Annotated in this window: 22 protein-coding genes and 1 pseudogene; 11 read left to right on the top strand and 12 right to left on the bottom strand. The window is 66.2% G+C overall.

The features are described from left to right. Positions 1–3: 3 nt before the first annotated feature. The 4 genes from ubiG (at position 4) to ACFPU0_RS23735 (ending at position 3,375) form a co-directional block, all read left to right on the top strand. On the top strand, positions 4–702 hold the full coding sequence (gene ubiG / locus ACFPU0_RS23750) for a bifunctional 2-polyprenyl-6-hydroxyphenol methylase/3-demethylubiquinol 3-O-methyltransferase UbiG (RefSeq protein WP_377695745.1): 699 nt from the start codon (positions 4–6) through the stop codon (positions 700–702). Beyond that, positions 699–1,379 (top strand): N-acetylmuramic acid 6-phosphate phosphatase MupP, encoded by a 681-nt coding sequence (gene mupP / locus ACFPU0_RS23745; protein WP_377695744.1) that lies wholly within the window; start codon positions 699–701, stop codon positions 1,377–1,379. Before ubiG ends, mupP begins: the two co-directional genes overlap by 4 nt. Before the next feature lie 88 nt (positions 1,380–1,467). Next, positions 1,468–2,208: a YciK family oxidoreductase gene (locus ACFPU0_RS23740; RefSeq protein WP_377695743.1), complete on the top strand. Its 741-nt coding sequence runs from the start codon at positions 1,468–1,470 to the stop codon at positions 2,206–2,208. A 240-nt stretch (positions 2,209–2,448) separates the two neighbouring features. Next, positions 2,449–3,375: a GGDEF domain-containing protein gene (locus tag ACFPU0_RS23735; RefSeq protein WP_377695742.1), complete on the top strand. Its 927-nt coding sequence runs from the start codon at positions 2,449–2,451 to the stop codon at positions 3,373–3,375. Between the two features lie 88 nt (positions 3,376–3,463). Here ACFPU0_RS23735 and ACFPU0_RS23730 read toward each other — a convergent pair whose 3' ends face one another. From ACFPU0_RS23730 to ACFPU0_RS23710, 5 genes are all read right to left on the bottom strand, one after another. Further along, the gene (locus ACFPU0_RS23730) at positions 3,464–3,907 is read right to left on the bottom strand and encodes a hotdog fold thioesterase (protein WP_377695741.1); all 444 of its coding nucleotides are present in this window, start codon (positions 3,905–3,907) and stop codon (positions 3,464–3,466) included. A 49-nt stretch (positions 3,908–3,956) separates the two neighbouring features. Continuing rightward, positions 3,957–5,624 carry an AMP-binding protein gene (locus tag ACFPU0_RS23725; protein WP_377695740.1) on the bottom strand — a complete coding sequence of 556 codons (1,668 nt, stop codon included), beginning with the start codon at positions 5,622–5,624 and terminating at the stop codon, positions 3,957–3,959. Positions 5,625–5,728: 104 nt separating this feature from the next. Then, positions 5,729–6,193 carry a phosphohistidine phosphatase SixA gene (sixA, locus tag ACFPU0_RS23720; protein WP_377695739.1) on the bottom strand — a complete coding sequence of 155 codons (465 nt, stop codon included), beginning with the start codon at positions 6,191–6,193 and terminating at the stop codon, positions 5,729–5,731. Beyond that, the gene (locus ACFPU0_RS23715) at positions 6,190–6,537 is read right to left on the bottom strand and encodes a DUF4389 domain-containing protein (RefSeq protein WP_377695738.1); all 348 of its coding nucleotides are present in this window, start codon (positions 6,535–6,537) and stop codon (positions 6,190–6,192) included. Before ACFPU0_RS23715 ends, sixA begins: the two co-directional genes overlap by 4 nt. A 27-nt stretch (positions 6,538–6,564) precedes the next feature. Then, positions 6,565–7,587 carry an NAD(P)H-dependent glycerol-3-phosphate dehydrogenase gene (locus ACFPU0_RS23710; protein ID WP_377695737.1) on the bottom strand — a complete coding sequence of 341 codons (1,023 nt, stop codon included), beginning with the start codon at positions 7,585–7,587 and terminating at the stop codon, positions 6,565–6,567. A gap of 370 nt (positions 7,588–7,957) precedes the next feature. Here ACFPU0_RS23710 and ACFPU0_RS23705 point away from each other — a divergent pair, with 370 nt between their 5' ends. The 5 genes and pseudogenes from ACFPU0_RS23705 (at position 7,958) to ACFPU0_RS29455 (ending at position 13,678) form a co-directional block, all read left to right on the top strand. After that, entirely contained in the window at positions 7,958–9,865 is a 1,908-nt protein-coding gene (locus ACFPU0_RS23705) for an ATP-binding protein (protein ID WP_377695736.1), read from the top strand. 256 nt (positions 9,866–10,121) lie between these two features. Then, on the top strand, positions 10,122–10,637 hold the full coding sequence (gene fabA / locus ACFPU0_RS23700) for a 3-hydroxyacyl-[acyl-carrier-protein] dehydratase FabA (protein ID WP_377695735.1): 516 nt from the start codon (positions 10,122–10,124) through the stop codon (positions 10,635–10,637). An 11-nt stretch (positions 10,638–10,648) separates the two neighbouring features. Then, positions 10,649–11,866 carry a beta-ketoacyl-ACP synthase I gene (gene fabB, locus ACFPU0_RS23695; RefSeq protein WP_377695734.1) on the top strand — a complete coding sequence of 406 codons (1,218 nt, stop codon included), beginning with the start codon at positions 10,649–10,651 and terminating at the stop codon, positions 11,864–11,866. A 186-nt stretch (positions 11,867–12,052) separates the two neighbouring features. After that, positions 12,053–12,823, top strand: a pseudogene (locus ACFPU0_RS29460) (MCP four helix bundle domain-containing protein); the annotation flags it as partial. Next, positions 12,797–13,678 carry a methyl-accepting chemotaxis protein gene (locus ACFPU0_RS29455; protein WP_417715041.1) on the top strand — a complete coding sequence of 294 codons (882 nt, stop codon included), beginning with the start codon at positions 12,797–12,799 and terminating at the stop codon, positions 13,676–13,678. The pseudogene ACFPU0_RS29460 and the gene ACFPU0_RS29455, both read left to right, overlap by 27 nt. Positions 13,679–13,859: 181 nt before the next feature. Here ACFPU0_RS29455 and mddA read toward each other — a convergent pair whose 3' ends face one another. The 5 genes from mddA to ACFPU0_RS23665 all read right to left on the bottom strand — a co-directional run bounded on the left by mddA (position 13,860) and on the right by ACFPU0_RS23665 (position 20,053). Next, entirely contained in the window at positions 13,860–14,633 is a 774-nt protein-coding gene (gene mddA, locus ACFPU0_RS23685; RefSeq protein ID WP_377695732.1) for a methanethiol S-methyltransferase, read from the bottom strand. A 94-nt stretch (positions 14,634–14,727) separates the two neighbouring features. Beyond that, a complete protein-coding gene (locus ACFPU0_RS23680; RefSeq protein WP_377695731.1) occupies positions 14,728–17,550 on the bottom strand; it encodes a PAS domain-containing hybrid sensor histidine kinase/response regulator in 2,823 nt (940 codons plus the stop codon). 215 nt (positions 17,551–17,765) lie between these two features. Then, positions 17,766–18,485 (bottom strand): response regulator, encoded by a 720-nt coding sequence (locus ACFPU0_RS23675; RefSeq protein ID WP_377695730.1) that lies wholly within the window; start codon positions 18,483–18,485, stop codon positions 17,766–17,768. Between the two features lie 65 nt (positions 18,486–18,550). Continuing rightward, positions 18,551–19,015 (bottom strand): DUF3859 domain-containing protein, encoded by a 465-nt coding sequence (locus ACFPU0_RS23670; protein WP_377695729.1) that lies wholly within the window; start codon positions 19,013–19,015, stop codon positions 18,551–18,553. A gap of 63 nt (positions 19,016–19,078) precedes the next feature. Continuing rightward, positions 19,079–20,053, bottom strand: coding sequence for an amidohydrolase family protein (locus ACFPU0_RS23665; RefSeq protein ID WP_377695931.1), 975 nt, complete (start codon positions 20,051–20,053; stop codon positions 19,079–19,081). Between the two features lie 188 nt (positions 20,054–20,241). On the opposite strand from ACFPU0_RS23665, the gene ACFPU0_RS23660 reads away from it, so the two are divergent. Together ACFPU0_RS23660 and ACFPU0_RS23655 are read left to right on the top strand one after the other, a co-directional pair. Further along, positions 20,242–20,661, top strand: a complete 420-nt coding sequence (locus ACFPU0_RS23660) for an OsmC family protein (protein WP_377695728.1) — start codon at positions 20,242–20,244, stop codon at positions 20,659–20,661. A gap of 17 nt (positions 20,662–20,678) precedes the next feature. After that, positions 20,679–21,539, top strand: coding sequence for a pirin family protein (locus tag ACFPU0_RS23655; RefSeq protein ID WP_377695727.1), 861 nt, complete (start codon positions 20,679–20,681; stop codon positions 21,537–21,539). Positions 21,540–21,710: 171 nt separating this feature from the next. On the opposite strand, the gene ACFPU0_RS23650 is transcribed toward ACFPU0_RS23655, so the two are convergent. Together ACFPU0_RS23650 and htpG are read right to left on the bottom strand one after the other, a co-directional pair. Then, positions 21,711–22,502, bottom strand: a complete 792-nt coding sequence (locus ACFPU0_RS23650) for a dienelactone hydrolase family protein (protein ID WP_377695726.1) — start codon at positions 22,500–22,502, stop codon at positions 21,711–21,713. A gap of 193 nt (positions 22,503–22,695) precedes the next feature. After that, positions 22,696–24,594 carry a molecular chaperone HtpG gene (gene htpG, locus ACFPU0_RS23645; RefSeq protein WP_377695725.1) on the bottom strand — a complete coding sequence of 633 codons (1,899 nt, stop codon included), beginning with the start codon at positions 24,592–24,594 and terminating at the stop codon, positions 22,696–22,698. Positions 24,595–24,631: the final 37 nt, after the last annotated feature.

Below are 24,631 nucleotides of genomic sequence, written 5' to 3'. Positions count from 1 at the left end.
CCCATGACCAACGTCGATCACGTCGAAATCGCCAAGTTCGAGGCCCTCGCCCACCGCTGGTGGGACCGCGAGAGCGAGTTCAAGCCCCTGCACGACATCAACCCGCTGCGGGTCAACTGGATCGACGAGCGCGTCAGGCTGGCCGGCAAGAAGGTGCTGGACATCGGCTGCGGCGGCGGCATCCTCAGCGAGTCCATGGCCCAGCGCGGCGCCACGGTCACCGGCATCGACATGGGCGAGGCTCCGCTGGCGGTGGCCCAGCTGCACCAGCTGGAATCGGGCGTACCGGTGGAATACCGGCGCATCACCGCCGAAGCCCTGGCCGCCGAGATGCCCGGCCAGTTCGACGTGGTCACCTGCATGGAGATGCTCGAACACGTGCCCGACCCGGCCTCGGTGATCCGCGCCTGCCACACCCTGGTCAAGCCGGGCGGCCAGGTGTTCTTCTCCACCATCAACCGCAACCCGAAGGCCTACCTGTTCGCCATCGTCGGCGCGGAATACATCATGAAGCTGCTGCCCCGCGGCACCCACGACTTCAAGAAGTTCATCCGCCCCTCCGAGCTCGGCGCCTGGAGCCGCGCCGCGGGCCTTTCGGTGAAGGACATCATCGGCCTGACCTACAACCCGCTGACCAAGCACTACAAGCTGGAAGCCGACGTCGACGTCAACTACATGATCCAGACCCTGCGCGAGGAGTGACCGGCATGCGTCTTCAAGCGGTTCTTTTCGATATGGACGGTACCCTGCTTGACTCGGCGCCGGACTTCATCGCCATCTGCCAGGCCATGCGTGCCGAACGCGGCCTGCCGCCCAGGGATGAGAAGGCGATTCGCGACGTGGTGTCCGGCGGCGCCCGCGCCATGGTCGCCACCGCCTTCGAGATGGACCCGGAAGCCCCGGAGTTCGAGCCCCTGCGCCTGGAATTCCTGGAGCGCTACCAGAATCACTGCGCGGTGCTCACCCGCCCGTTCGACGGCATCGATGAGCTGCTGGCGGACATCGAGCAGGCCAAGCTGATCTGGGGCGTGGTGACCAACAAGCCGGTGCGCTACGCCGAACCCATCATGCAGCAGCTGGGCCTCGCCGAGCGCTCCGCCGTGCTGATCTGCCCAGATCATGTGAAGAACAGCAAGCCGGACCCGGAAATGCTGCTGCTGGCCTGCAGCAAGCTGAACCTGGACCCGGCCAGCGTACTCTTCGTCGGTGACGACCTGCGCGATATCGAGTCCGGCCGCGCCGCCGGCACCCGCACCGCCGCCGTCAGCTACGGCTATATCCATCCCAGCGACAACCCGGCGCACTGGGGCGCCGACGTGGTGGTCGACCACCCACTCGAACTGCGCGCCGTGCTCGACCGCGCGCTGTGCTCATGTTGAGCCGGAAGCTGGAAGCCTGAAGCCGGAAGCAATCGGCCCCGCGTCCAGCTTTCAGCTTCAAGCCTCCAGCTCTCCGAAGGAGTTACAGATGTTCCAGTATTCCGCCCGCCCCGACCTGCTCAAGGATCGGGTCATCCTGATCACCGGCGCCGGCCGCGGCATTGGCGCCGCCGCCGCGAAGACCTTCGCCGCCCACGGCGCCACCGTGCTGCTGCTGGGCAAGACCGAAGCCAGCCTGAATGCCGTCTACGACGAGATCGAGGCCGCCGGCCATCCGCAGCCCGCGGTGATCCCCTTCAACCTGGAGACCGCCCAGCCACACCAGTACGACGAACTGGCGGCGACCCTGGAAGCCGAATTCGGCCGCCTCGATGGCCTGCTGCACAACGCCTCCATCCTCGGCCCGCGCACGCCCATCGAGCAGCTCTCCGGGGAAAACTTCATGCGCGTCATGCAGGTCAACGTCAACGCCATGTTCATGCTGACCAGCACCCTGCTGCCGCTGCTGAAGCTGTCCAGAGACGCCTCGGTGGTCTTCACCTCCAGCGGCGTCGGCCGCAAGGGCCGCGCCTACTGGGGCGCCTACGCGGTTTCCAAGTTCGCCACCGAGGGGCTGATGCAGGTCCTGGCCGATGAAGTGGACGGCGTCGCCAGCGTGCGCGCCAACAGCGTCAACCCCGGCGCCACGCGCACCAGCATGCGCGCCCAGGCCTATCCGGGTGAAAACCCTGAAAGCAACCCGGAACCCGCGGCCATCATGCCTGTCTACCTGTATCTCATGGGGCCGGACAGCGCAGGTGTGAACGGCCAGGCTTTCGACGCGCAATGACCTCCCTCCGCGGCGGTCATCCGACCGCCGCAGCCTCCGCCGGATTTACGGCGGCACCGCCCTGTGAACGGCATCACACTGCCATTAATTTGCCATCAAGCCGGCAAAAGCTTGCCGCCCAACCTGGCAATAGCGATCCAACTTATTGAAAAGAAAGCAATTTCACGGGAATGCGCACTCCTGGCACAAAATTGGCTGTATGCCTGGCGTCGTCGCATCTTGCGTCAGAGGTTCAACTCAATGGTTCCTCCCACCCTGACCAACACCATCGATTTCGACGCCGCCAAGCTGCAACGCCTCGGTTACACCGGCAAGCGCCAGCCCAAGCTGCGTCCCATCAGCCTGATCGAACTGCGCCGCCACCTGACGCTGCAACTGCAGACCAGCCTGGATGTGGAGCGCATCGTCAGCCTGTTCTTCAGCGAGGTGCAACGTCTGGTTCCCCTGGATGCCCTGGCCTACCTGCACCAGAGCAGCGACCTGCGCCTGGAGTACGGCAGCCGTTCCAGCCACTCGGCCGGCTACCGCCTGACCCATGAGGGCGAATACCTGGGCGAGCTGATCTTCCGCCGCAACCAGCGCTTCGACGACCAGGAACTGAACCAGCTGGAGTCGCTGCTCGCCAGCCTGCTCTTCCCACTGCGCAACGCCCTGCTCTACCGCGCCGCCATCCAGAGCGCCCTGCGCGACCCGCTGACCGATACCGGCAACCGCATCGCAATGGAACAGACCCTGCAGCGCGAGGTGGACCTGGCGCGCCGCAACCTGCAGCCGCTGTCGGTGCTGATGCTGGATATCGATCACTTCAAGCAGATCAATGACCAGTACGGCCACAGCACGGGCGACGAAGTCCTGAAGGCGGTCGCCACCACCCTCAAGGCGCGCCTGCGCAATGTCGACATGGTGTTCCGCTTCGGCGGCGAAGAGTTCCTCGTCCTGCTGTCCGGCACCTGCCGCGAGGCGGCCGCGCTGGTGGGCGAGCGGCTGCGCCTGGGTATCCTCGAACTGCAGTACCTGGTCCAGGGGCACGCCCTGGACCTGTCCATCAGCCTCGGCTGCGCCACCCTGCTGCCGACGGAATCGGTGGACAGCCTCCTGCGCCGCGCGGACAACGCCCTCTACGTCGCCAAGCGCGAAGGCCGCAATCGGCTGTCGATGGCGGGCTGAGGCCCTGCCGCGGCGGAGGACGTGCGGGCATTGCGCCCGCGATCGCCGCGAGCCGCCATCGACAGACCGCGACCCCCTGGCTGCAGCATCAGGTCCGCGGCGGCTCGGCGCCGAGGGGCACTATGGCCATGGTGAGCCGCGAGATGCAGCTGGGCTTGCCATCGTCGCCAGCCAGGCGGATGTCCCAGACATGGGTGGTACGCCCCAGGTGCACCGGGCGGGCAACAGCGGTGACCCGTCCGCTGCGCAGGCCGCGCAGGTGGTTGGCGTTGACCTCCAGGCCGACGCAATAGAAGCGGCTGGTATCGATGCACAGGTAGCTGGCGGTGGAGCCCAGGGTTTCCGCCAGCACCACCGAAGCGCCGCCATGGAGCAGGCCGTAGGGCTGGTGGGTGCGCTGGTCCACCACCATGCTGGCGGTCAGGGACTGGTCGTCGAAGGCTTCGAAGCGGATGCCCAGGCCTTCGCCGATGGTGTTCTTCAGGGATTCGTTGAGGTGCGCGAGGTCGGGGATTCGTTGCCACAGGCCCATGGATCACTCCTGGCTGAGGGCCGGGACGGCGCGTCCCGGCCGGTCGGGTTCATTCGTGCCAGAGCACCGCTTCCTGGCGCTCGAGCCACTCGGGGAAACGCTTGCCGTAGGCATCCTCGACTTTGTTGCGCTTGATCTTCAGGGTGGGCGTGAGAAAGCCGTTGTCCACCGCCCAGACATCCTTGACCAGCACCAGTCCCTGCAGGCGCTCGTGCTTGTCCAGGGCGCCGTTGACCTCGTCCAGCAGGCTGCGCAGGCTGATCTCCAGGTCCGAGCGGGCACCGTTGGCCGCTTCCTGCCGCCCCACTTCGGACAGCACGCAGAGCGCCATGGGTTGCGGCAGGCCATCGCCCACCACACAGACCTGCTCGATGCGCGGATGCACCGCCAGGCGGTTCTCGATGGGCGCAGGGGCCACGTACTTGCCCTTGCTGGTCTTGAAGATTTCCTTGATGCGGCCGGTCAGGCGCAGGTTGCCCTCGGCGTCCTGCTCGCCCTTGTCGCCGGTGCGCAGGTAGCCGTCCTCGGTGACGGTTTCGGCGGTCTTCTCCAGGTCCTTGTAGTAGCCCTGCATGGTGGCGCCGCTGCGCACCTGCACCTCGCCCTCCTCGCTGATGCGCACTTCCACGCCGGGGCTGTTGCGGCCGATCCAGCCGGGCTTCAGCTCACCCGTGCGGCACAGGTGGGAGTAACCGCAGTTCTCGGTCATGCCGTAGACCTCCCGCACTTCCAGGCCGAGTCGCTTGTACCAGTCCAGCAGCGCCCCGGGCACCGGTGCGGCGCCGCACAGGGCGTTGCGCACGGCATCCAGGCCGAGGCCGGCGAGCACCTTGCGCCCGACCATGCGGCCGAGGATGGGTATGCCGAGCAAGCGATCGAGCTTGTGCGCCGGCATTTTCGCGTAGACCCCCATCTGGAACTTGGTCCAGATCCGCGGCACGCCGAAGATGGCGGTGGGCCGGGCCCGGCGCAGGTCGTCGAGGAAAGTGTCCAGGCTCTCGGCGAAAAACACCGTCTGCCCGGCGTAGAGCGAACCCATTTCGACGAACATGCGCTCGGCCACGTGGCACAGCGGCAGATAGGAGAGCAGGCGGTCCTCTTCGCCGGTCTGGAACAGTTGCACGCCCTGGCTGGCGGCGAAGGCGAAGTTGCTGAAGTTGTGCATCACGCCCTTGGGCGTGCCGGTTGTGCCGGAGGTGTAGATGATGGTGGCGAGCTGGTCGGGAGCGCTCCGGGGGCGGTCCTGGATCGGGTTGGCGGCCTGCAGGTCGGCCCAGCCGAAGTCGAACGAACCGGCGGGGTGAATCGGCAAGGCGATGGTCGGCACGCCAGGGGGAATGCCGTCGGCCATCGCCGGCCAGTCGTCGAGCTTGCCGATGAAGGCCAGGGCCGACTCGGAATGCGCCAGGACCTGGCGGACGGATTCGGCGTTGAGGTTGGGATAGAGCGGGACGGAAACGTGACCGGCCATCCAGATGGCGAGGTCGGCGATGATCCAGTGGGCACAGTTCTTGGAGATGATGGCGATGCGGCTGCCTTGCGGCAGGTCGCGCCCCCGTAACCAGCTGGCGGCCCTGCGGGCCTGCTCGCCCACGTCGGCCCAGGTCAGCTCTTCGATCCTGCCGCCGCCGAGCGGCTGGACCAGGTAGCGTTTGTTCGGGTGACGGGCTTCGCGTTCGAAGAAAATTTCAAGCGGCAAACGGACTGCATCAGCCACAGGGCCTCCTCCTTTATTCTTTTTGTGGGGGACAACCAAGCACTTGCTCGGCCGACTATTCCACGCACCCGGAGGAGGCGCAAGTTAAGAAATGTTGCGATTCGTCAGTGATGGCGAACGTGATGCAAGGCGCGCAGGGACATCAGGCCGGGGATCAGCAGGTCGCCATCCAGCTCCGCCAGGCTGGCCGTGCTCATGGGCAGCGGCTCCTGGCGATGGCCATGGATCAGCAGGCCGGCCAGCTCGCTGACGAAGGGGTTGTGGGTCACCAGCAGGAGTTCCTGCTCGCTGCGCTCGGCCAGGTAGTTCAGGGCCTCGCGCGGGTCGCTGTCCGGGGTCAGCCAGGGCGCGGTGCCGACGGCACCGCTGAATCCCAGGGCATCGCGAACCAGTTCGGCGCTCTGCTGCGCCCGCACGTAGGGGCTGGCGAGTATCGCGCCCAGCGGCCGCCCGGCGAGCTGGGCGGCGCTGTGCAGCACTTCCTTGCGGCCGTGGCGAGTCAGCTCGCGCTCCGCGTCGGTGCGGGCACGCGGCTCGGCCTCGCCGTGACGCAGCAGCCAGAGCCTCATAGCTTGGGTTCTTCGTCGCGCACTGGGTGGGCGGCCGGCGGCACTTCGTGGGGCGCCTCGCCCTCGGCGGCGCGAGCCTCGGGCCAGTCGGCGAAGGGCCAGGGTTTTTCTTCGGTATTGAAGGTACCGAAGCGACCGATCTGTGCCAGGTACTGGCTCAGGCTGTCGCCGAAGGCCAGCAGGCCGGCGTTGGGCGCGCCATAGAAGGCGCGGTAGCCCAGCTGCAGCAGGACCACGGCGCCGAGCACGATCTCGGCCAGTTGCCAGACGATGACGAAAATCAGCATCCACATGACGCGCAGCAGGATGTGCTCGCGCTGCAGGTCTTCACGCTCTTCACTCATGGGGGTCTCCTTGTCCGAAAGCGTGGCTCAGAAGCCGGTGGTTGGTATGAAGTCTACGTCTGTCTTGGGCTCGCCGCGCATCAGCGCCTCGATCACCTGGGCCAGCGTACGTCCCTCGAAAAGAATGGCATGCAGCCCCGCGACCAGCGGCATGTAGACCTGCATCTCTTCGGCGCGGGCCTTCAACACCTTGAGGGTGTTGACCCCTTCCGCCACCTCGCCCAGGCGCGCCACGGCGTCCTCCAGGGACAGGCCCTCGCCCAGGGCGAAGCCCACCTGGTAGTTGCGGCTCTTGGGCGAGGAGCAGGTGACGATCAGGTCGCCGACGCCGGCCAGCCCCAGGAAGGTCATGGGGTTGGCACCGAGCTTGACGGCGAAGCGGGTCATCTCGGCCAGGGCGCGGGTGATCAGCATGCTCTTGGTGTTCTCGCCCATGCCCAGGGCGGCGGCCATGCCGGACATGATGGCGTAGACGTTCTTCAGCGCCCCACCCAGTTCGACGCCGAAGCGGTCCTGGCTGGCATAGACGCGGAAGGTGCGCCCGTGCAGGGCGTCCTGCACGCGCCTGCACAGCTCGGCGTCCTCGCTGGCGACAACGGTGGCGGTGAGGGCATGGTCGGCGATTTCCTTGGCCAGGTTGGGGCCGGAAATCACCCCGATACGGGCGTCCGGAGCCACTTCCTCGAGTATCTGGCTCATCAGCTTGAAGCTCTGCGCCTCGATACCCTTGGTGGTGCTGATCAGCAGCTTGCCGGCCAGCTGGCCCGCCACCGGCTCCAGTACCTTGCGCAATGCGCTGGACGGCACGGCGACGAACACCAGCTCGCAATCGCCGAGGACGGCGGCCAGGTCGTTGTCCGGCTCCACGCCGGGGTGGATCTTCACGCCCTTGAGGTAGCGCGGGTTCTCGCGCTGGGTACGGATCGCCTCGGCCTGCTCCGGGTCGCGCATCCACTGGCGCACGCGCTGGCCATTCTCGGCCAGCAGGTTGGCGATGGCAGTGCCGAAGCTGCCGCCACCGAGCACCGCGACGGGTTGCTGTTCAGTCATGACAAGTCCATGTAGGCCAAAGGTATGGCGAATCCGCGCATTATACGGCGCCGCCGCCGACCGGCCAGTCTCAATCCAGAGCCTTTGCGCTGGCAAAGCGACTGGCCTCGGTTAAGATGCCGCAAGTTCGACCGATGCCGGCGCCGCAGGAGCGTTTTTCTCCATTCGGCAAGCCCCAGGTCTCGAATTTCCCCAGCATCGGGGCATAAGGGGACTAGAGTTCCAGCATAGACTGCTCCCCAAGGACGCCCCCGTACCGAGGCCGAAGGATGATGCGCCGCCCCTCCCACCGCTTCCCGGCATTCCGGCCCGCGCCGGGCCACGACCGTACCCGCCCGGCCGCGACTGCCGCCGAAGGGGAATCGCGGCCATGACCCTGGGACACCGCTGGGATATCCATACCCGCACCCAATTGATCAGTCTCGGCCCGGCGCTGCTGCTCACCCTGCTGCTCACCGGCTTCTTCACCTTCGCGCGCTTGCAGGACCTGCGCCAGGAGCTGAACCACACCGGCCAGCTGATCGCCAGCCAGCTCGCCCCGGCTGCGGAGTACGGTGTGGTGAGCGGCAAGCTGGAGGTCCTCGAAGGCCTGCTCCAGGCGAGCCTGGGCACACCCCATGTGCGTTTTCTCGAAGTTCGCGATCGCGCCGACAACATCCTGGTCTACCTGGAGCAGCAGGAAAGCCTGGAGAAAAGCGGCACCCAGGTGGAAGTGTTCCACGCCCCCATCGTCCTGCAGCAGGTGCACCTGCAGGCACGTCAGACCCGCACCGGGACAAATAGCCGTAGCGACAACGGCAACTACCTGGGTCGCGTGGTGGTGGGCATGTCCAATGACGCCTTCAGCAGCCGCCAGCAGGAAATCCTCCTCAAGGCCACGGTGCTGGCGCTGATCGCCCTGCTCCTCACCTTCCTCCTGGCCCGTCGCCTGGCAACCCGCCTGTCACAGCCCATCAGCGCCATGGGCGAGGCGGTCAAGGCGATTCAGGACGGAAACTACAACGCCAGCCTGCCCGTGGTGGACGACAGCGAACTGGGCGACCTCGGCCGCCACCTCAACAACCTCGCCAGCGGCCTCGAACAGGCCAGCCACGAACAGCAGCGGGCGATGGACCAGCTGATCAAGGCCCGCGAGGAGGCCGAGATGGCGAACCGGGCCAAGTCCGACTTCCTGGCGATGATGAGTCACGAGCTGCGAACTCCCATGAATGGCGTGCTGGGCATGCTGCAGCTGCTGGAAACCACCGAGATGAACGAGGAGCAGACGGAGTACGCGGCGCTGGCCACGGAATCCACCGAGCACCTCTTGAAGGTGATCAACGACATCCTCGACTTTTCCCGTATCGAGCGCGGCGCCCTGGAACTGGAGCGCATTCCCTTCAACCTGCTGGAACTGATCCAGGGTTCGGTGCAGGTGTTCCAGCACAGCGCCCAGCAACGCGGCCTGGACCTGACCCTGGATACCCAGGGCGGCCTGGAGCGCGTGGAAGTTCAGGGCGACCCGACGCGCCTGCGGCAGATCCTGGTCAACCTGGTGGGCAATGCCCTGAAATTCACCGAAGAAGGCGGCATCAGGGTGAAAACCCGCTGGCAGGCCCTGGACAGCGAAGTGCTCTGGTTCACCTGCGCGGTGCACGACAGCGGCATCGGCATCCCGCCGGATCGACTCGAGCACATGTTCGACGCCTTCCAGCAGGCCGATCATTCGATTTCCCGTCGCTACGGCGGCACCGGCCTCGGCCTGCCCATTGCCCGCACCCTGGCCGAGCGCATGGGCGGCACCCTGCAGGCGGAAAGCCACGAGGGCTCCGGCTCGGTCTTCACTCTGGAGATCCCCCTGCCGTTCCGCACCCAGGATTCGGACGTGGTCCGCGATCGGGCGCAGAGCCCGGAAACGGCCAGCGGCCAGCAGGTGCTGCTGGTCGAGGACAATCCGGTCAACCAGACCGTGATCGAAGCGATGCTGCGCAGCCTCGGCTACCAGGTCAGCCTGGTGGGCGACGGCGCCCAGGCGGTGCACCAGGCGTCGCGCCACCGCTATGCGGCGATCCTCATGGACTGTCGCCTGCCGGTGCTGGATGGCTACGAAGCCACCCGGCAGATTCGCCAGATGAATGATGGCGCCACATTGCCGATCATCGCCCTCACCGCCAACGCCCTGCAGGGCGACCGCGAAGCCTGTCTGGCCGCGGGCATGAACGACTACCTGGCCAAGCCGTTCAAGCGCGCCGACCTGCAGCGGGTGATGCAGCGCTGGATGAACAAGCCGTCGGACTGACCCCCTTGCTGCCGTTTCCAGACATTCGTCGAGGGCCCGGGGATGTTAAAGTGCACCACACTTTGCGAGCGGGCGCCCTTCGGTGCGCTCCGTGCGGCTGGCCAATGCCACGTGGGTGAACGACTGTGCTCGTCGCTCTGTGACTTTCACCGCAACGCAACAGTCTATGACTAGTCTGCCGCCTGACGCCCCTGTGGCCACGGCAGAAGGATGAATGCAAAGCCCTGTGCCACACGGGGACCATTGAGGAGCTCGCATGACAAAACAAAACGCCTATACCCGGGAAGACCTGCTGCGCTGCAGCCGCGGCGAGCTGTTCGGCCCTGGTAATGCGCAACTGCCCGCCCCCAACATGCTGATGATCGACCGCATCGTGCATATCAGCGAGACCGGCGGGAAGTACGGCAAAGGCGAGATCGTCGCCGAGCTCGATATCAATCCTGACCTGTGGTTCTTCGCCTGCCATTTCGAAGGCGACCCGGTCATGCCCGGCTGCCTCGGCCTCGACGCCATGTGGCAGCTGGTCGGTTTCTTCCTCGGCTGGCAGGGCAATCCCGGCCGTGGCCGCGCGCTCGGCTCCGGCGAAGTCAAATTCTTCGGCCAGGTCCTGCCGTCCGCGAAAAAGATCACCTACAACATCCATATCAAGCGCACTATTAACCGTTCGCTGATCCTCGGCATCGCCGATGGCACCGTTGCCGTCGACGGCCGCGAGATCTACAGCGCCGAAGGCCTGCGCGTCGGCCTGTTCACCTCTACCGACAGCTTCTGAAGGACATCCGCATGCGTCGCGTCGTGATCACTGGCCTGGGCATCGTCTCCTGCCTGGGCAATGACAAAGCCACTGTTTCCGCCAACCTGCGCGCCGGCAAGGCCGGTATCCGCCACAACCCGTCCTACGCGGAAATGGGTCTGCGCAGCCAGGTTTCCGGTTCCGTTGATCTGAACCTGGAAGAGCTGATCGATCGCAAGATCTTCCGCTTCATGGGCGATGCCGCTGCCTACGCCTACCTGGCCATGCAGCAGGCCATCGAGGACGCCGGCCTGACCGCCGAGCAGATCTCCAACCCGCGCGTGGGCCTGATCGCCGGCTCCGGCGGTGCTTCCACCGTCAACCAGATGGAAGCCATCGACACCCTGCGCGAAAAGGGCGTCAAGCGCATCGGCCCATACCGCGTGACCCGCACCATGGGCAGCACCGTTTCCGCCTGCCTGGCCACCCCCTTCCAGATCAAGGGCGTGAACTTCTCCATCTCCTCGGCCTGCGCCACCAGCGCCCATTGCATCGGCCAGGCCATGGAACAGATCCAGCTGGGCAAGCAGGACATGGTCTTCGCCGGCGGCGGTGAAGAAGAGCATTGGAGCCAGAGCTGCCTGTTCGACGCCATGGGCGCCCTGTCCACCCAGTACAACGAAACCCCCGAGAAGGCCTCCCGCGCCTACGACGCCAAGCGTGACGGCTTCGTCATCGCCGGCGGCGGCGGCATGGTGGTGGTCGAGGAGCTGGAGCACGCGCTCAAGCGCGGTGCCAAGATCTATGCCGAGATCGTCGGCTACGGCGCCACCTCCGACGGCTACGACATGGTGGCCCCGAGCGGCGAAGGCGCGATTCGCTGCATGCAGCAGGCGCTGTCCACCGTCGACACCCCGATCGACTACCTGAATACCCACGGCACCTCCACTCCGGTGGGCGACGTGGCGGAAATCCGTGGCGTACGCACCGTGTTCGGTGACAAGGCCCCGGCCATCAGCTCCACCAAGAGCCTGTCCGGCCACTCCCTGGGCGCCGCTGGCGTGCAGGAAGCCATCTACTGCCTGCTGATGATGGAAGGCAACTTCATGGCCGGTTCCGCCAACATCGAGGAGCTGGACCCGGAAGTGGCCGACCTGCCGATCCTGCGCGAGACCCGCGAGAACGCCAAGATCGACACCGTCATGTCCAACAGCTTCGGCTTCGGCGGCACCAACGCCACCCTGGTACTGAAGCGCTACCAGGGCTGATCCGCTCCGTAGCACCCGCAACGCCCGTATCCCCTGGATACGGGCGTTGTCGTTTCTGGGCCTGACGCGACCTTCCCCAAAGTCCGTAGGGCCTTTCCGAACCGTCCATCCCGCTATCAAGAACCGCCGCCAGGCTCCGCTACAGGGACCAGCAACATCCCACCAGTCCCGGATCGGAGTAGACGCATGTTCCTTCGCCAACTGCCCATCGCATACCGTGCGGCCATCGGGTTCGCCATCATCACCCTGATGCTGGTCGGCCTCGGCGGCTTCGCCCACAACCGCATGGCCGCCATCAACCAGGCCTCCGCCCGGATCAGCGAACTCTGGCTGCCCAGTGTCCAACTCTCCGGGCAGATGGGCCTGCTCCTGTCCGAGTTCCACCTCAGCGAAATGAACCACGTGCTGGCCCGGGACGATGCCGGCATGGACGCCCAGGAGCGGCGCATGGAGGAGCTGCTCGCCGAACTGGCGAAGGTCCAGCAGGCTTACCGCCCACTGCTGGAGCTCCCGGAGGAGAAGCGGCTGTTCGAGGCGATAGTCACCGCCAGCCGCGACTACATGGACAGCCACAAGGCCCTGCTGCAGCTGTCGCGGCGCAACGACACCGAGCGCGCCTACGCGCTGATTCGCGGCGAGCGGAACGAGCGCTACGAGGACCTCTCGCGCAACCTCGCCGCACTGATCGACCTGGACCGCCGGCAGGCACAGAGCTCCAGCCGGCTGGGCGACGAAGTCGTCAACGACGCCACCCGTTCCGTGGTGCTGGTGATGCTGCTCGCGGTGCTGGCCAGCGTCACCGTCGCCTGGCTGCTGACCCGCAGTATCGTCCGGCCCATCCGCGACGCCATGCGCGCCGCCGAGCAGGTGGCCGGCGGCGATCTCACCGGCCAGCTGGACACCGCCGGGCGCGACGAGCCCGCCCGATTGATGCAGGCCTTGCAGGCCATGCGGCAGAACCTGCACGACACCATCGAGCGTATCGGCCACTCGGCCACCCAGCTCGCCTCCGCCGCCGAACAGCTGAATGCAGTGACCGAGGAAGGCAACCATTCGCTGCACCGCCAGCACGACGAGATCGAGATGGCCGCAACGGCCGTGAACCAGATGAGCACGGCTGTCGAGGAAGTGGCGCGCAACGCCACCTCCACCTCGGAAGCCGCCACCGCCTCAGAGGGGGTCGCGCAGGCCGGCCGCGTGAAGGTCGAGGAAACCGTCCGGGCCATTCGCGACATGAGCCGGGAAGTCGCCGACACCACGCAATTGGTGGCGGACCTCGCCGAGCAGGCCCAGGGCATCGCCAAGGTGCTCGATGTGATCCGCGCCATTGCCGAGCAGACCAACCTGCTGGCCCTCAACGCCGCCATCGAGGCGGCCCGGGCCGGCGAGCAGGGCCGCGGATTCGCGGTGGTGGCGGACGAAGTGCGTGCCCTGGCCCATCGCACCCAGGAGTCGACCCGGGAGATCGAGCAGATGATCACCAGGATTCAGGTCGGCTCCGGCGCGGCGGTCGATGCCATGAACCAGAGCGACCAGCACGCGCGGCAGATGCTCGAAGTAGCCGAGGGGGCCGGCCAGGCGCTGCACGAGATTGCCCGGCAGGCCGGCGAGATCAATGAACGCACCCTGCTCATCGCCACGGCGTCGGAGCAGCAGGCCCAGGTCGCCCGGGAAGTGGACCGCAACCTGGTGAACATCCGCGATATCTCGGTGCAAACCTCGGCGGGCGCCGACCAGACCTCCGCCGCCAGCCACGAGCTGTCGCGCCTGGCCGTCGAGCTGAACACTATGATCGCCCGCTTCGTGGTCTGAAGCAGGTCGCAGACCTGCCGTAGGTTGGGTAGCGGAACGAGGCCCAACAACGAGCCACCTGGGTTTCGTTGGGCCTCGCAGGCTCGGACCAGCGTGGCCCGCACCAACTTACGGGGCAGCTTCGCTGCCCAGCACGAACGAAAAAGGGCACCAGTACGGCGCCCTTCTCGTTTCCCGGCGATCAGGCCGCTTCGCGATCGTTCTCGGCCTTGGCGCCGCCACCGATGCGCGGCAGCAGCATGGGCACCTGGCGCCGGTACTCGGCGTATTCGGGGTGTTCCCGCAGCAGGTCGCGCTCTTCCAGCTGGATGGCGGCAAGGATGTAGAGGCTGGTCAGCACTGCGAACAGCAGGTGGGCCGCGCTCATGGTCGGGGTCGCCCAGAAGCACAGGAACCAGCCCAGATAGAGCGGGTGACGCACCAGCTTATAGGCGCCCGGGGTCTTGAACGCCAAGCCGGTGTAGGGCTTGCCCAGCAGGTTGAGCCACACCTGGCGCACGCCGAACAGGTCGAAGTGGTTGATCAGCAGCGTGGCGTAGAACACCAGGGCCCAGCCGAAACCGAAGGTGGCGCCCAGCACCAGCCGGCCGGAGCGGTTCTCGATGTTCCAGATCTCGCCACCCAGGGGTTGCCAGTAGCTGTACAGCAGGATCAGCGCCAGGCTGGAGAACAGCACGTAGGTGCTGCGTTCGGCCGCCGGCGGTATCCACTGGGCCCACCAGGCCTTGAAGGCCGGGCGGGCCATCAGGCTGTGCTGGACGGCGAAGAGCCCCAGCAGCAGTACGTCGATCCCGAGGGCGGTCCAGAACGGCAGGCGCGGCTCGCCGTCCAGGGTTCGCGGCGCGAATGGCAGGTTGGCGACGAAGCCGATGGAATAGACGAAGGTGGCGAAGAAGATCAGATAGCTGATCAGGCCGTAGAGAAAGATCGATACGCGCTTGAAGTAGGTGAACATGATGCGCTCCTGCCTGGGGTTCTGGTCGGCGGCATCGCTCCGCCCTGGACTCCAGAGTGGCCCCGGCCTGTATCAGCCCTATGGCTGGCAGCGCTCAGTTTGTTTCCGCTTTGTATCCGCGCCCCGGGCCGCCCAGCCAGGCCTGCAACAACTGGTGCAGGCGCTGCTGGTTCAGGGGCTTGGTCAGCAGGGCCTTGACCCCCTGCTGCTGCACATCGCTCTCCAGCAGCGAATCGCTGAAGCCGGTGTAGAGCACGATGGGCAGGTCGGCACGGGAGGCCAGCAGGCGCCGCGCCAGTTGCAGGCCGGAAAGGCGCGGCATGCTCTGGTCGAGGATGACGAAGTCCCAGGCATAGGGGTCGGCGCAGAGCTGCTGGCTGGCCTGCTCGGCGTCGCAGAAAATGCCGGGCGTGAGGCCCCAGCCTTCCAGCAGCTCGCCCATGAATTCGGCAACCGTGGCGTCGTCGTCCACTACCGCCACCCGCCCATCGAGGGCCGAACGCTGCGGCAGGCGCTCGTCAGCCGGCACACCGCCCTCTTCCGCGCCGGCCGTCAGGCTATGGGCGGGCATCAGCACGCGGAAGGTGGCACCGCAACCCGGCGCGCTGTCCAGCTGGATGTGGCCGCCGTACTCGTGGACGATGCCGTGCACCATGGACAGCCCCATGCCACTGCCCTGCCCGCTGGCCTTGGTGGAAAAGAACGGCTCGAAGATCTGCGCCCGCAACGTCGGATCGATGCCCGGCCCGCTGTCGCTGACGGTGAGCGCGACGAAATCGCCCCTGATCCGCTGCTGGCAGGACGCGCAGACGCCCTCCAGCTCCTCCTGGCCCAGGCTGACGCGCAACTGCCCGACACTGCCCATGGCGTCGCGGGCGTTGATGCAGAGGTTCATCAGCACTTGCTCCAGTTGCACCGGATCGGCCAGGACGCGCGGCAGATCGTGGTCCAGCTGCACGTCCAGCTCGACCGTGGCCGGCAGGGTGGAGTCCACCAGGCGGATGAAGTCCCCCAATAGCCGATCCAGCGCCACCAATTGCGGCTTGCCACGGCTGCCGCGGCTGAAGGTGAGCATCTGCTGGATCAGGTCACGGGCCTTTTCCGCCGATCGCTGCACCCGCGCCAGGTACTTGCCCAGGCGCTCGTCGCGCCCCTGCTCCGCCAGCTCCTGGGCCATCACCGTATAACCCAGCATGCTGGTCAGCAGATTGTTGAAATCGTGGGCGATGCCGCCGGTGAGGTGACCTATGGCCTCCATGCGCTGGGCCTGGCGCAGTTGCTGTTCCAGGCGGGCACGTTCTTCTTCGGCCTGGGTGCGCTCGGTGATATCGCGCAGGTAGCAGATGAAGCGCGGCCCCTCGTCGCCGGGAACCTGGGTCAGGGCCAGCTCGGCGGGAAATTCGCGGCCATCGGCACGCTGCGCCACCACTTCCATGCGCTTGCCGAGGAAAGCGCCCTCGCCGGTCTCCACGTGATGTTCCAGGGCGCGCTCGTAGGACTCGCGAAACCGCGGCGGAATGATCAGTTTCAGCAGCGAATGGCCCATGGCCTGCTCGCGGCTGATGCCGAAACAGCGCTCGGCCGCCGGGTTGAAGGCCAGAACCCGGCCCGCCTCGTCCATGCTGATGAAGCAATCCAGGGCGGTGTTGGTGATGGTGCGGTACTGCAGCTCGCTGGCACGCAGGGCCTGCTCAGCCTCCTTGCGCTGGGTGATCTCGCAGGCGATGCCGAGGATGCGGTCGATGCCGCCGATGGTCACGCGCTTGAGCAGCACGTCGTCCCAATGCAGGCTGCCGTCCCGATTGCGCCTGTGCCATTCGAAGCGCTGCACCTCGCCGGCGGCGGCGCGGGCCAGGTAGCCGGCCGCCTCCTTGCCGGTGTAGGGCGCATAGCCGGCGCTGAAGGCATCGATGTCCAGCTTGAGCATTTCCTCATAGCTGTAGCCATAGGTCCTACAGGCCTTGGGATTGACGTCCACCAGGGCGCCACTGTCGATGTCGTGGACGAAGATGGCGTCCTCCGATGTGTCGAAGATCGCCCTGTAGCTGGCCTCCGCCTCCAGCCGCTCGATTTCGGCCGCGGCCCGCACCGAGAAGATGCGCAGCACGGACTCCACCTTGTCGCGGTCGCTCATGGGCCCGAGCCGCCCGGCAGCGATCAGGCCCAGGGGCCGGCCGTCGCTGGCGAACAGCGGGTAGCCGGCATAGCTGTCGACACCGAAGGCGGCCAGCACCTCGTCAGTGGGATAGGAACAGCGCAGGTCCCGCGGCACGAAATGGAAACTGCGACCGAACACTTCGGCGCAGGGCGTGCCCTTGAGGTCGTAGGTGGCGTTCTCGTGCAGCTGCCCCCCGTAATAGAGCGCCAGGGTGGTCAGGCACTGCGGCCCCTGGTCGCTGATGCGGCTGACGAAGGCGAAATCGGCGTTCAGCGAACGCACCATGTAGCGCGCGATGGCCTCGAACACCTCGTTGCCGGTGGCGGCCGAAACCCCGAGGGCGACGAAGCGCAGCACCTCTTCCAGGCCCTTGCGCGAGCTGATGTCGGTGGATATGCCGCAGATGGCACTGACCCGTCCCTCGCCGTCGAAGAGCGGGAACTTGTTCGACAGGTAGGTGCGCATGCCCCCGCCCATGGGCACCTGCTCCTCGAACTCCAGCTCATGGCCGAGCTGGATCACGCGCAGGTCGTTGGCCCGCAGTACGTCGGCCACCTCCTTGGGGAAGAACTCGTGGTCGGTGTGGCCAAGCACCCGTTCGGCGCGCACCTTGAACAAGCGCTCGAAGGCCCGGTTGACCAGTACCAGGCGGCCGTCGAGGTCCTTCACGTAGATCACCGCGCTGCTGTTGTCGACGATCTGCCGCAAGTGATGCTCTTCGGCACGGATCTCGAAGCGGCTGGACAGGGGCTGGCTCACCGGGAGGCCCTCCGGGGCGGGGTGGACAGCCTGAGTATAAGAGCGCTACACCACGGCCGGAGGGGCCCGGCGGCCATTGAAACAATTGAAACAAACACGTCGTACCGGCTTGGGCGGAATTACCGCGAAGTCATTCGCCAAGAGCGGCGCCAACTGCCCCCTGATGGCAGGCAGGGCAGACCTCCGGCCTGCTTGGCGAATGAATTCGCCCCTACTCAGCCCGGCACGAACATATAGCCCACGCCGCGCACGGTACGGATGATCTGCGGCTTGTCCGGGTCCTGCTCCAGCTTGCGGCGCAGGCGGGCGATGCGGATATCGATGGAACGGTCGAAGGGATTCCAGTCGCGGTGCTGGGTGAGGTTCAGCAACTGGTCGCGGGACAGCGGCCGGTTGGGGCGCTGGGCGAAGGCCTGGAGCAGGTCGAACTCCATCGCGGTAAGGGGGATTTCCGCACCGGTCGCGTCGAACAGCTGGCGGCTCTGCAGGTCGAGGCGGCAGAGGCCCAGCTGGAGGAAGGGGCTCTCGCTCTCCGCCACCAGTTGCGCGGCCGCCGCCGGAGCACGGCGATAGCGCCGCAGCACGGTCTTGACCCGCGCCAGCAGCTCGCGGGGATCGAAGGGTTTGGCCAGGTAGTCGTCGGCGCCCACCTCCAGACCGACGATGCGATCCAGCGGCGTGCCCGCACCGGAGACCATGATCACCGGCAGGTCGTGGTGTTCACGGAGATAGCGCGCCAGGCTCAGGCCGTCCTCGCCGGGCAGCCCCACATCCAGCAGCACCAGGTCGGGCAGCGCCTCGGCCAGCCGCGCGCGCAGCTGGCCGCTGTCGCCCACGGCATGGACCTGATAGCCCTGGCCGCCGAGGTAATCCAGCAGCAGCTCGCGGATGGCCTCGTCGTCGTCCACCACCAGGATGCTGATCTGTTCGGCCATGGGCCCGCGCCTCGCGCCTGCTTCAGACCCAGCGACTATAGCGCGCCGTGGCGAAGCGCGCGGGATCAGCGGACGGTGAAGCGCTGCTCGGCCAGCAGGCGATCGCCCTGGAAGACCATGAAATGCCACTCCCCCGGCACCACTTCATAGTGCTCGGTGAACTCGAAGGCCATCACATCCAGCGGCGCGCCGGGGGCCATCTTCTGCTCCACCACGAACTTGTCGTGACGCTTGCCGTCCGGCGTGACCACCCCCGGGGTGAGGTAGAGCAGGGTCAGCGGGGTGTCCTTTTCCTGCTTGCCGGCCAGGGGGTAGCGCATGCCGAACTTGGTGCCCAGCTTCGCCGGGATCTCGTCGGTCTGCTGGATGCTCTGGTTGCTGCGGGTCAGCACGCGTTCGCCCGGCTGGTAGTCCTGGTACTGGGATTCGAAGATGCCGTACTCCACCGGCCCATCCACCCGCACATCCGCCAGGGCCATGCCGGAAGCCAGGCCCAGGGCCATGAGTGCTGTCATTCGAAAGGGGATCATGTCGCGCTCCTTGTTTGCGGTGGCGCGAGGTTATGACGCGGCCATGACAAGCGCATGACAGACTCACTGCGCCGTCCCGCCCCGGTGCTTGCGCGGCAGCACGGCGAGGAAGTTGTCCCGCGCCAGCTTGCGCGCCACCGCTTCGGGCAGGGCGTCGAGGAAGGGATCGTAGGCCGAAAGGTAATCGCCCAGCCCGTCGAAACGCCCCACCACGTCCGAACCCAGCATGAAGCGCTCCGGATACCGCTCCACCAGTGCCAGCCAACGACGGTCGGGCTTGCCGTCGGCATCCAGCAGGTAGGGTTTCAGCACACTCCAGGACAGGTCGATGTAGAGGTTCGGGTAGGCCTCCAGCAGCCGTTGCAGGGTGGGAAGCAGGAAGTCCATCTTCGTCTGGTGGCGGTGGATTTCCATGCTGGAACCGGCATGGGCCCAGATGAAGCGCACATGGGGGTGGTTGCGCAGCGGCTCTTCCACTTCCTCCAGGTAGAGCGGGTTGCGCTCGCGCTGGGAGGTGATGTTGGAATGCAGCAGCACCGGCAGGTCATATTCGGCGGCCAGGTGGTAGATGCGGCCCATGGCCTCGTTGTTGGCCCGGGGCGTGTCGCCATCGATCAGCGCGGTGAGGTCGTCGTGGCGGGTGAATACCTCGCCTATGCCCTGCCAGAGCCCCGGGTCCAGCTCCAGCATGCGGCGGATGTGGGCATCGGCGTTCTTGTCGTTGGGGTTGAAGCCGCTGAGGAAGGGATGGAAGCGCTTGCGCTGCTCGGCCGGCAGTTGCTTCACCGCGGCGGCGACCAGCACGTCGGTGGCGCTGTACCAGTAGGCGCCGGCATCGTCGCCTGCGTAGTAGCGCGGCCGCTTGGGCTCGTCCTCGTGCCATTTCTTGGCCACCGGGATGCCGGAAATCATCACGTGGTCGATGCGGCCCCTGTCCATCGACGCCAGCAGGGCTTGCATGCCGTCGCTTTCCTGGAAGAAGTCCACGTAATGCAGGTGGGCGTCGCTGTAGCGGTAGCCCCGCGCTTCGCCGGACATGGTCGCCGCCAGCAGCAGTGCGGCGAGGCTGGTCCTCAGTCGGTACAAGGCTGGTCCTCCCGGGTGTGCCAGCGACTATAGACCGGCATCCGCCCGGCAGCGTTCAAACCGGCATCCCGCTGCCCGGCCGCCGCCCTTTGCGCTAGCCTTGCTGGGTCCCGATCCGCTCACCGGCCAGGAGGCCTTCCATGACCATCCGTCTCACCCGTGATTCCGCCCACGGCACCCGCCAGCGCATCGAACTGGCAGGCAAGCCACCGCTGTTCACCGATCTGCCGACCGACCTGGGCGGGGCCGGCGCGGACCCTGAGCCCCATGACTACTACGATGCCGCACTGGGCAGCTGCAAGGCCCTGACGGTCAGCTATTACGCCCAGAAGAACGGCATCCCGCTGACCGGCATAGACGTGGAAGTCACCCGCGACGACAGCGAGGAGCGCAAGGGCCACTACCGCCTGGACGTGAAGCTGACCCTGCGCGGGGCCCTGACCGACGAACAACGCGCCACCCTGCTGCGCATCGCCGACAAATGCCCGGTGCACAAGCTGATGACCCAGGTGGAAACGAGCATCGAAACGCGCCTGGCCGAAGGCGACTTCAGCCAGTGACCAATCGGGAAGCCGACATGAACATCCTCACCATCCGCCCGCGCGCCGAAGAAGTCGCCGGGCAACCCATCCTCCGTCCGCTGCCCTCGGCCCAGTGCCGCAGCGTCGGGCCCTTCGTGTTCTTCGACCATATGCTGGAGGCCGATTACGCCCCCGGCACCGGCATGGACGTGCGCCAGCACCCGCATATCGGCCTGTCCACCCTCACCTACCTGTTCGAAGGCGAGCTGCAGCACAAGGACAGCCTGGGCTCGGACCAGCGGGTGAAGCCTGGCGACGTCAGCTGGATGACCGCGGGCCGCGGTGTCGCCCATGTCGAACGCACCCCGGCGGACCTGATGGCCAGCGGCTCCCGCGCCCATGGCCTGCAGGTGTGGCTGGCCCTGCCGACGGAACTCGAGGACTGCGAGCCCAGCTACAGCCATTTCCCGGCAGCCAGTTTGCCCCGGCAGGAGTCCCTCGGCGTGCGCATCCGCCTGATCGCCGGCAGCGGCTTCTGCCTGGAGTCGCCGGTGCCGGTACTCTCCCCTACCCTCTACGCCGACCTGCAACTGGAGGCCGGCGCTACCCTGACCATTCCCTGCGAACACCCGCAGCGGGCGCTCTACCTGGTGGACGGCGAAGCCTTGCTGGACGACCAGCCGATCGAACCGCGCAGCCTGCTGGTGCTGCCGGAGGGCGTGGAATACGTGCTGTCGGCCTGCAGCGGCAGCCAGGTGGTGATGATCGGCGGCTCGCCCCTGGACGGCCCGCGGCGGATGAACTGGAACTTCGTCTCCAGCAGCCCGGAGCTGATCGAACGGGCACGCAGCCGCTGGGCGGCAGGCGACTGGCCGGTGGTGCCGGGGGAAACCAGCCGCATCGAGCTGCCGCGCTGATCGGTTTCCCGGTCTGTCGCCCCCTATTCATTCGCGATTGAAATCGCTCCCACAGGGCGGGTCGGTCGTTGGGTGGAAATCGCAACGCGATTTCCACCACTTGCGCATAGGTTCAAGGTCGAACGGTGGACCGGTAAAGCGTGGTCCACCCTACGGATCGAGCCCGGGCATCTATTGCTTCGCGCCGGTGAAGACTTCATCGAACAGATGGTTCATGGCCCGGTAGGCCCGTGCGGCAACCTTGGGATGGTATTCGTTACGCCCAGGCACGTTGGCCCCCCGCTCGGTGAAGGAATGCACCGCGCCGCCATAGTTGACCAACTGCCAATCGACGTTGGCGGCGGTCATTTCGGCGGTGAAGGCATCCACCTGGGCCTTGGGCACCGCCGGGTCGTCGGCGCCGTGCAGCACCAGCACCGGCGCACGGATATTGCGTGCATCGGCCGGGTTTGGCGTATCCAGGTTGCCGTGGAAGGACACGAAACCTTTCAGCGGTGCCCCCGAACGCGCCAGCTCCAGCACGCTGCCGCCGCCGAAGCAGAAACCGATGGCGCCCAGGCTGGCCAGGTCCAGCGGCACCTTCTCGCCCTGCGTCTTCAGCACATCCACCCCGGCCTGGGCGCGCTTGCGCATCAGCGGCCGGTCGCTGCGCACCGCTGTGGCGGCGGCCTTGGCTTCGTCCGGGTTGGCGGGACGGATGTCCTTGCCGTACATGTCGGCGATGAAGATCACATAGCGCTGGCCGGCGATCTCCTTGGCCTGCTCGACAGCGGCAGGCGAGACGCCCAGCCAGTTCGGCACCATGAGCAGGCCCGGGCGCGGGGTCTTCACCGAGTCGTCGTATACCAGGGCGCCCTCGAAGGCCTTGCCGTCGATCTCGTAGGGAACGGCCTGGCTGACCATGGCCGCCCAGGCCGGGCTGGCGAGGACGAACAGCAGGGAAGGAAGCAGCGATCTGTTCATGGAGTGCTCTCCTGTGCCAGGGGAATGACCAAGGTTAGACCCTCCAGCGGAGCGGACTTCCCAATCTCTTTGCAGAGGGTTTCACGGCGGTCAGCAGGCCTTGTGGGGGCGAATTCATTCGCCCCCACAGGGTATCCGCAGCTCCAATGAAAAAGGCCCGCATCGCGGGCCTGTTTTCGGTTCCAAGCGGCTATCAGGCGGACAGTTCCACCAGCAGCTTGTTCAGGCGGCGCACGTAGGCGGCCGGGTCCTTCAGGCTGTCGCCGGCGGCCAGGGCGGCCTGGTCGAAGAGGATGTGGGACAGTTCGCCGAAGCGGTCCTCGTCCTGCTCGTGGTCCAGCTTCTCGATCAGCGGGTGGGCCGGGTTGATCTCGAAGATCGGCTTGGAGTCCGGCACCTTCTGGCCGCTGGCTTCGAGGATCTGGCGCATCTGCAGGCCCAGGTCCTGTTCGCCGATGGCGAGGATGGCCGGAGAGTCGGTCAGGCGGTGGGAAACCCGCACTTCGGCGACCTGCTCGTCCAGCACCTTCTTCAGGCGCTCGATCAGCCCTTCCTTGGCCTTGGCCACTTCTTCCTGGGCCTTCTTGTCCTCTTCCGAGTCCAGCTTGCCAAGGTCGAGGTCGCCACGGGCGACGTCGACGAAACCCTTGCCGTCGAAGTCGGACAGGTAGCTCATCAGCCACTCGTCGATGCGGTCGGTGAGCAGCAGCACTTCGATGCCTTTCTTGCGGAAGACCTCCAGGTGCGGGCTGTTCTTCACCTGCGAATAGCTCTCGCCGGTGAGGTAGTAGATCTTGTCCTGGCCTTCCTTCATGCGGCCGATGTAGTCGGCCAGGGACACGCTCTGCTCGCCGCTCTCGTCGCTGGTGGCGGCGAAGCGCAGCAGGCCGGCGATCTTCTCCTTGTTGGCGAAGTCTTCGGCCGGGCCTTCCTTCAGCACCTGGCCGAAGTTCTTCCAGAAGCCCTTGTATTGCTCGGGTTCGCTCTTGGCCAGTTTCTCCAGCATGTCCAGCACGCGCTTGGTCAGGGCCGACTTCATGGAGTCGATCACCGGGCCCGATTGCAGGATCTCGCGGGAGACGTTCAGCGACAGGTCGTTGGAGTCCACCACCCCCTTGATGAAACGCAGGTACAGCGGCAGGAACTGGTCGGCCTGGTCCATGATGAACACGCGCTGCACGTACAGCTTCAGGCCACGCGGGGCCTCGCGGTGGTACAGGTCGAACGGCGCGCGGGCCGGCACGTAGAGCAAGGATGTGTATTCCAGCTTGCCTTCGACCTTGTTGTGGCTCCAGGACAGCGGATTCTCGAAGTCGTGGGCGACGTGCTTGTAGAACTCCTGGTACTCCTCGTCCTTCACCTCGGTGCGCGGGCGGGTCCACAGCGCGCTGGCGCGGTTGACGGTTTCCCACTCCTGCTCGGCCGGCGCATCTTCGCCGTGGTGCTCCTTCGGCAGCTCGATGGGCAGGGCGATGTGGTCGGAGTATTTCTTGATGATGTTGCGCAGGCGCCAGCCGTCGGCGAACTCTTCTTCGCCGCTCTTCAGGTGCAGGACGATGCGGGTGCCACGCTCGGCCTTGTCGACATTGGCGATGTCGAACTCGCCCTCGCCTTTCGACGACCAGTGCACGCCCTCGCTGGCCGCCAGGCCGGCGCGGCGGGTGAAGACGTCGACCTTGTCGGCGACGATGAAGGCCGAATAGAAGCCCACGCCGAACTGGCCGATCAGGTGGGAATCCTTCTTCTGGTCGCCGGAGAGGTTCTTCAGGAAGTCGGCGGTGCCGGACTTGGCGATGGTGCCCAGGTGCGCGATCACCTCGTCACGGCTCATGCCGATGCCGTTGTCGTCGATGGTGATGGTGCGGGCGTCCTTGTCGAAGCTGACGCGGATCTTCAGCTCGGCACCGCCTTCCAGCAGCGCGGGCGTCGCCAGGGCTTCGAAACGCAGCTTGTCGGCGGCGTCCGAGGCGTTGGAAATCAGCTCGCGGAGGAAGATTTCCTTGTTGGAATACAGGGAATGGATCATCAGGTGAAGCAACTGCTTCACCTCGGTCTGGAAGCCCAGGGTTTCTTTTTGAGTTTCCACACTCATGGTCGTCTGACTCCACATGGATGGTTTGGACCGCGTA

This window comes from Pseudomonas sp. GCM10022186, assembly GCF_042656385.1.
GTDB lineage: Bacteria > Pseudomonadota > Gammaproteobacteria > Pseudomonadales > Pseudomonadaceae > Metapseudomonas.
Note: the sequence above shows the minus strand (reverse complement) of the source record. Positions and strands in the feature narration are given on the sequence as shown.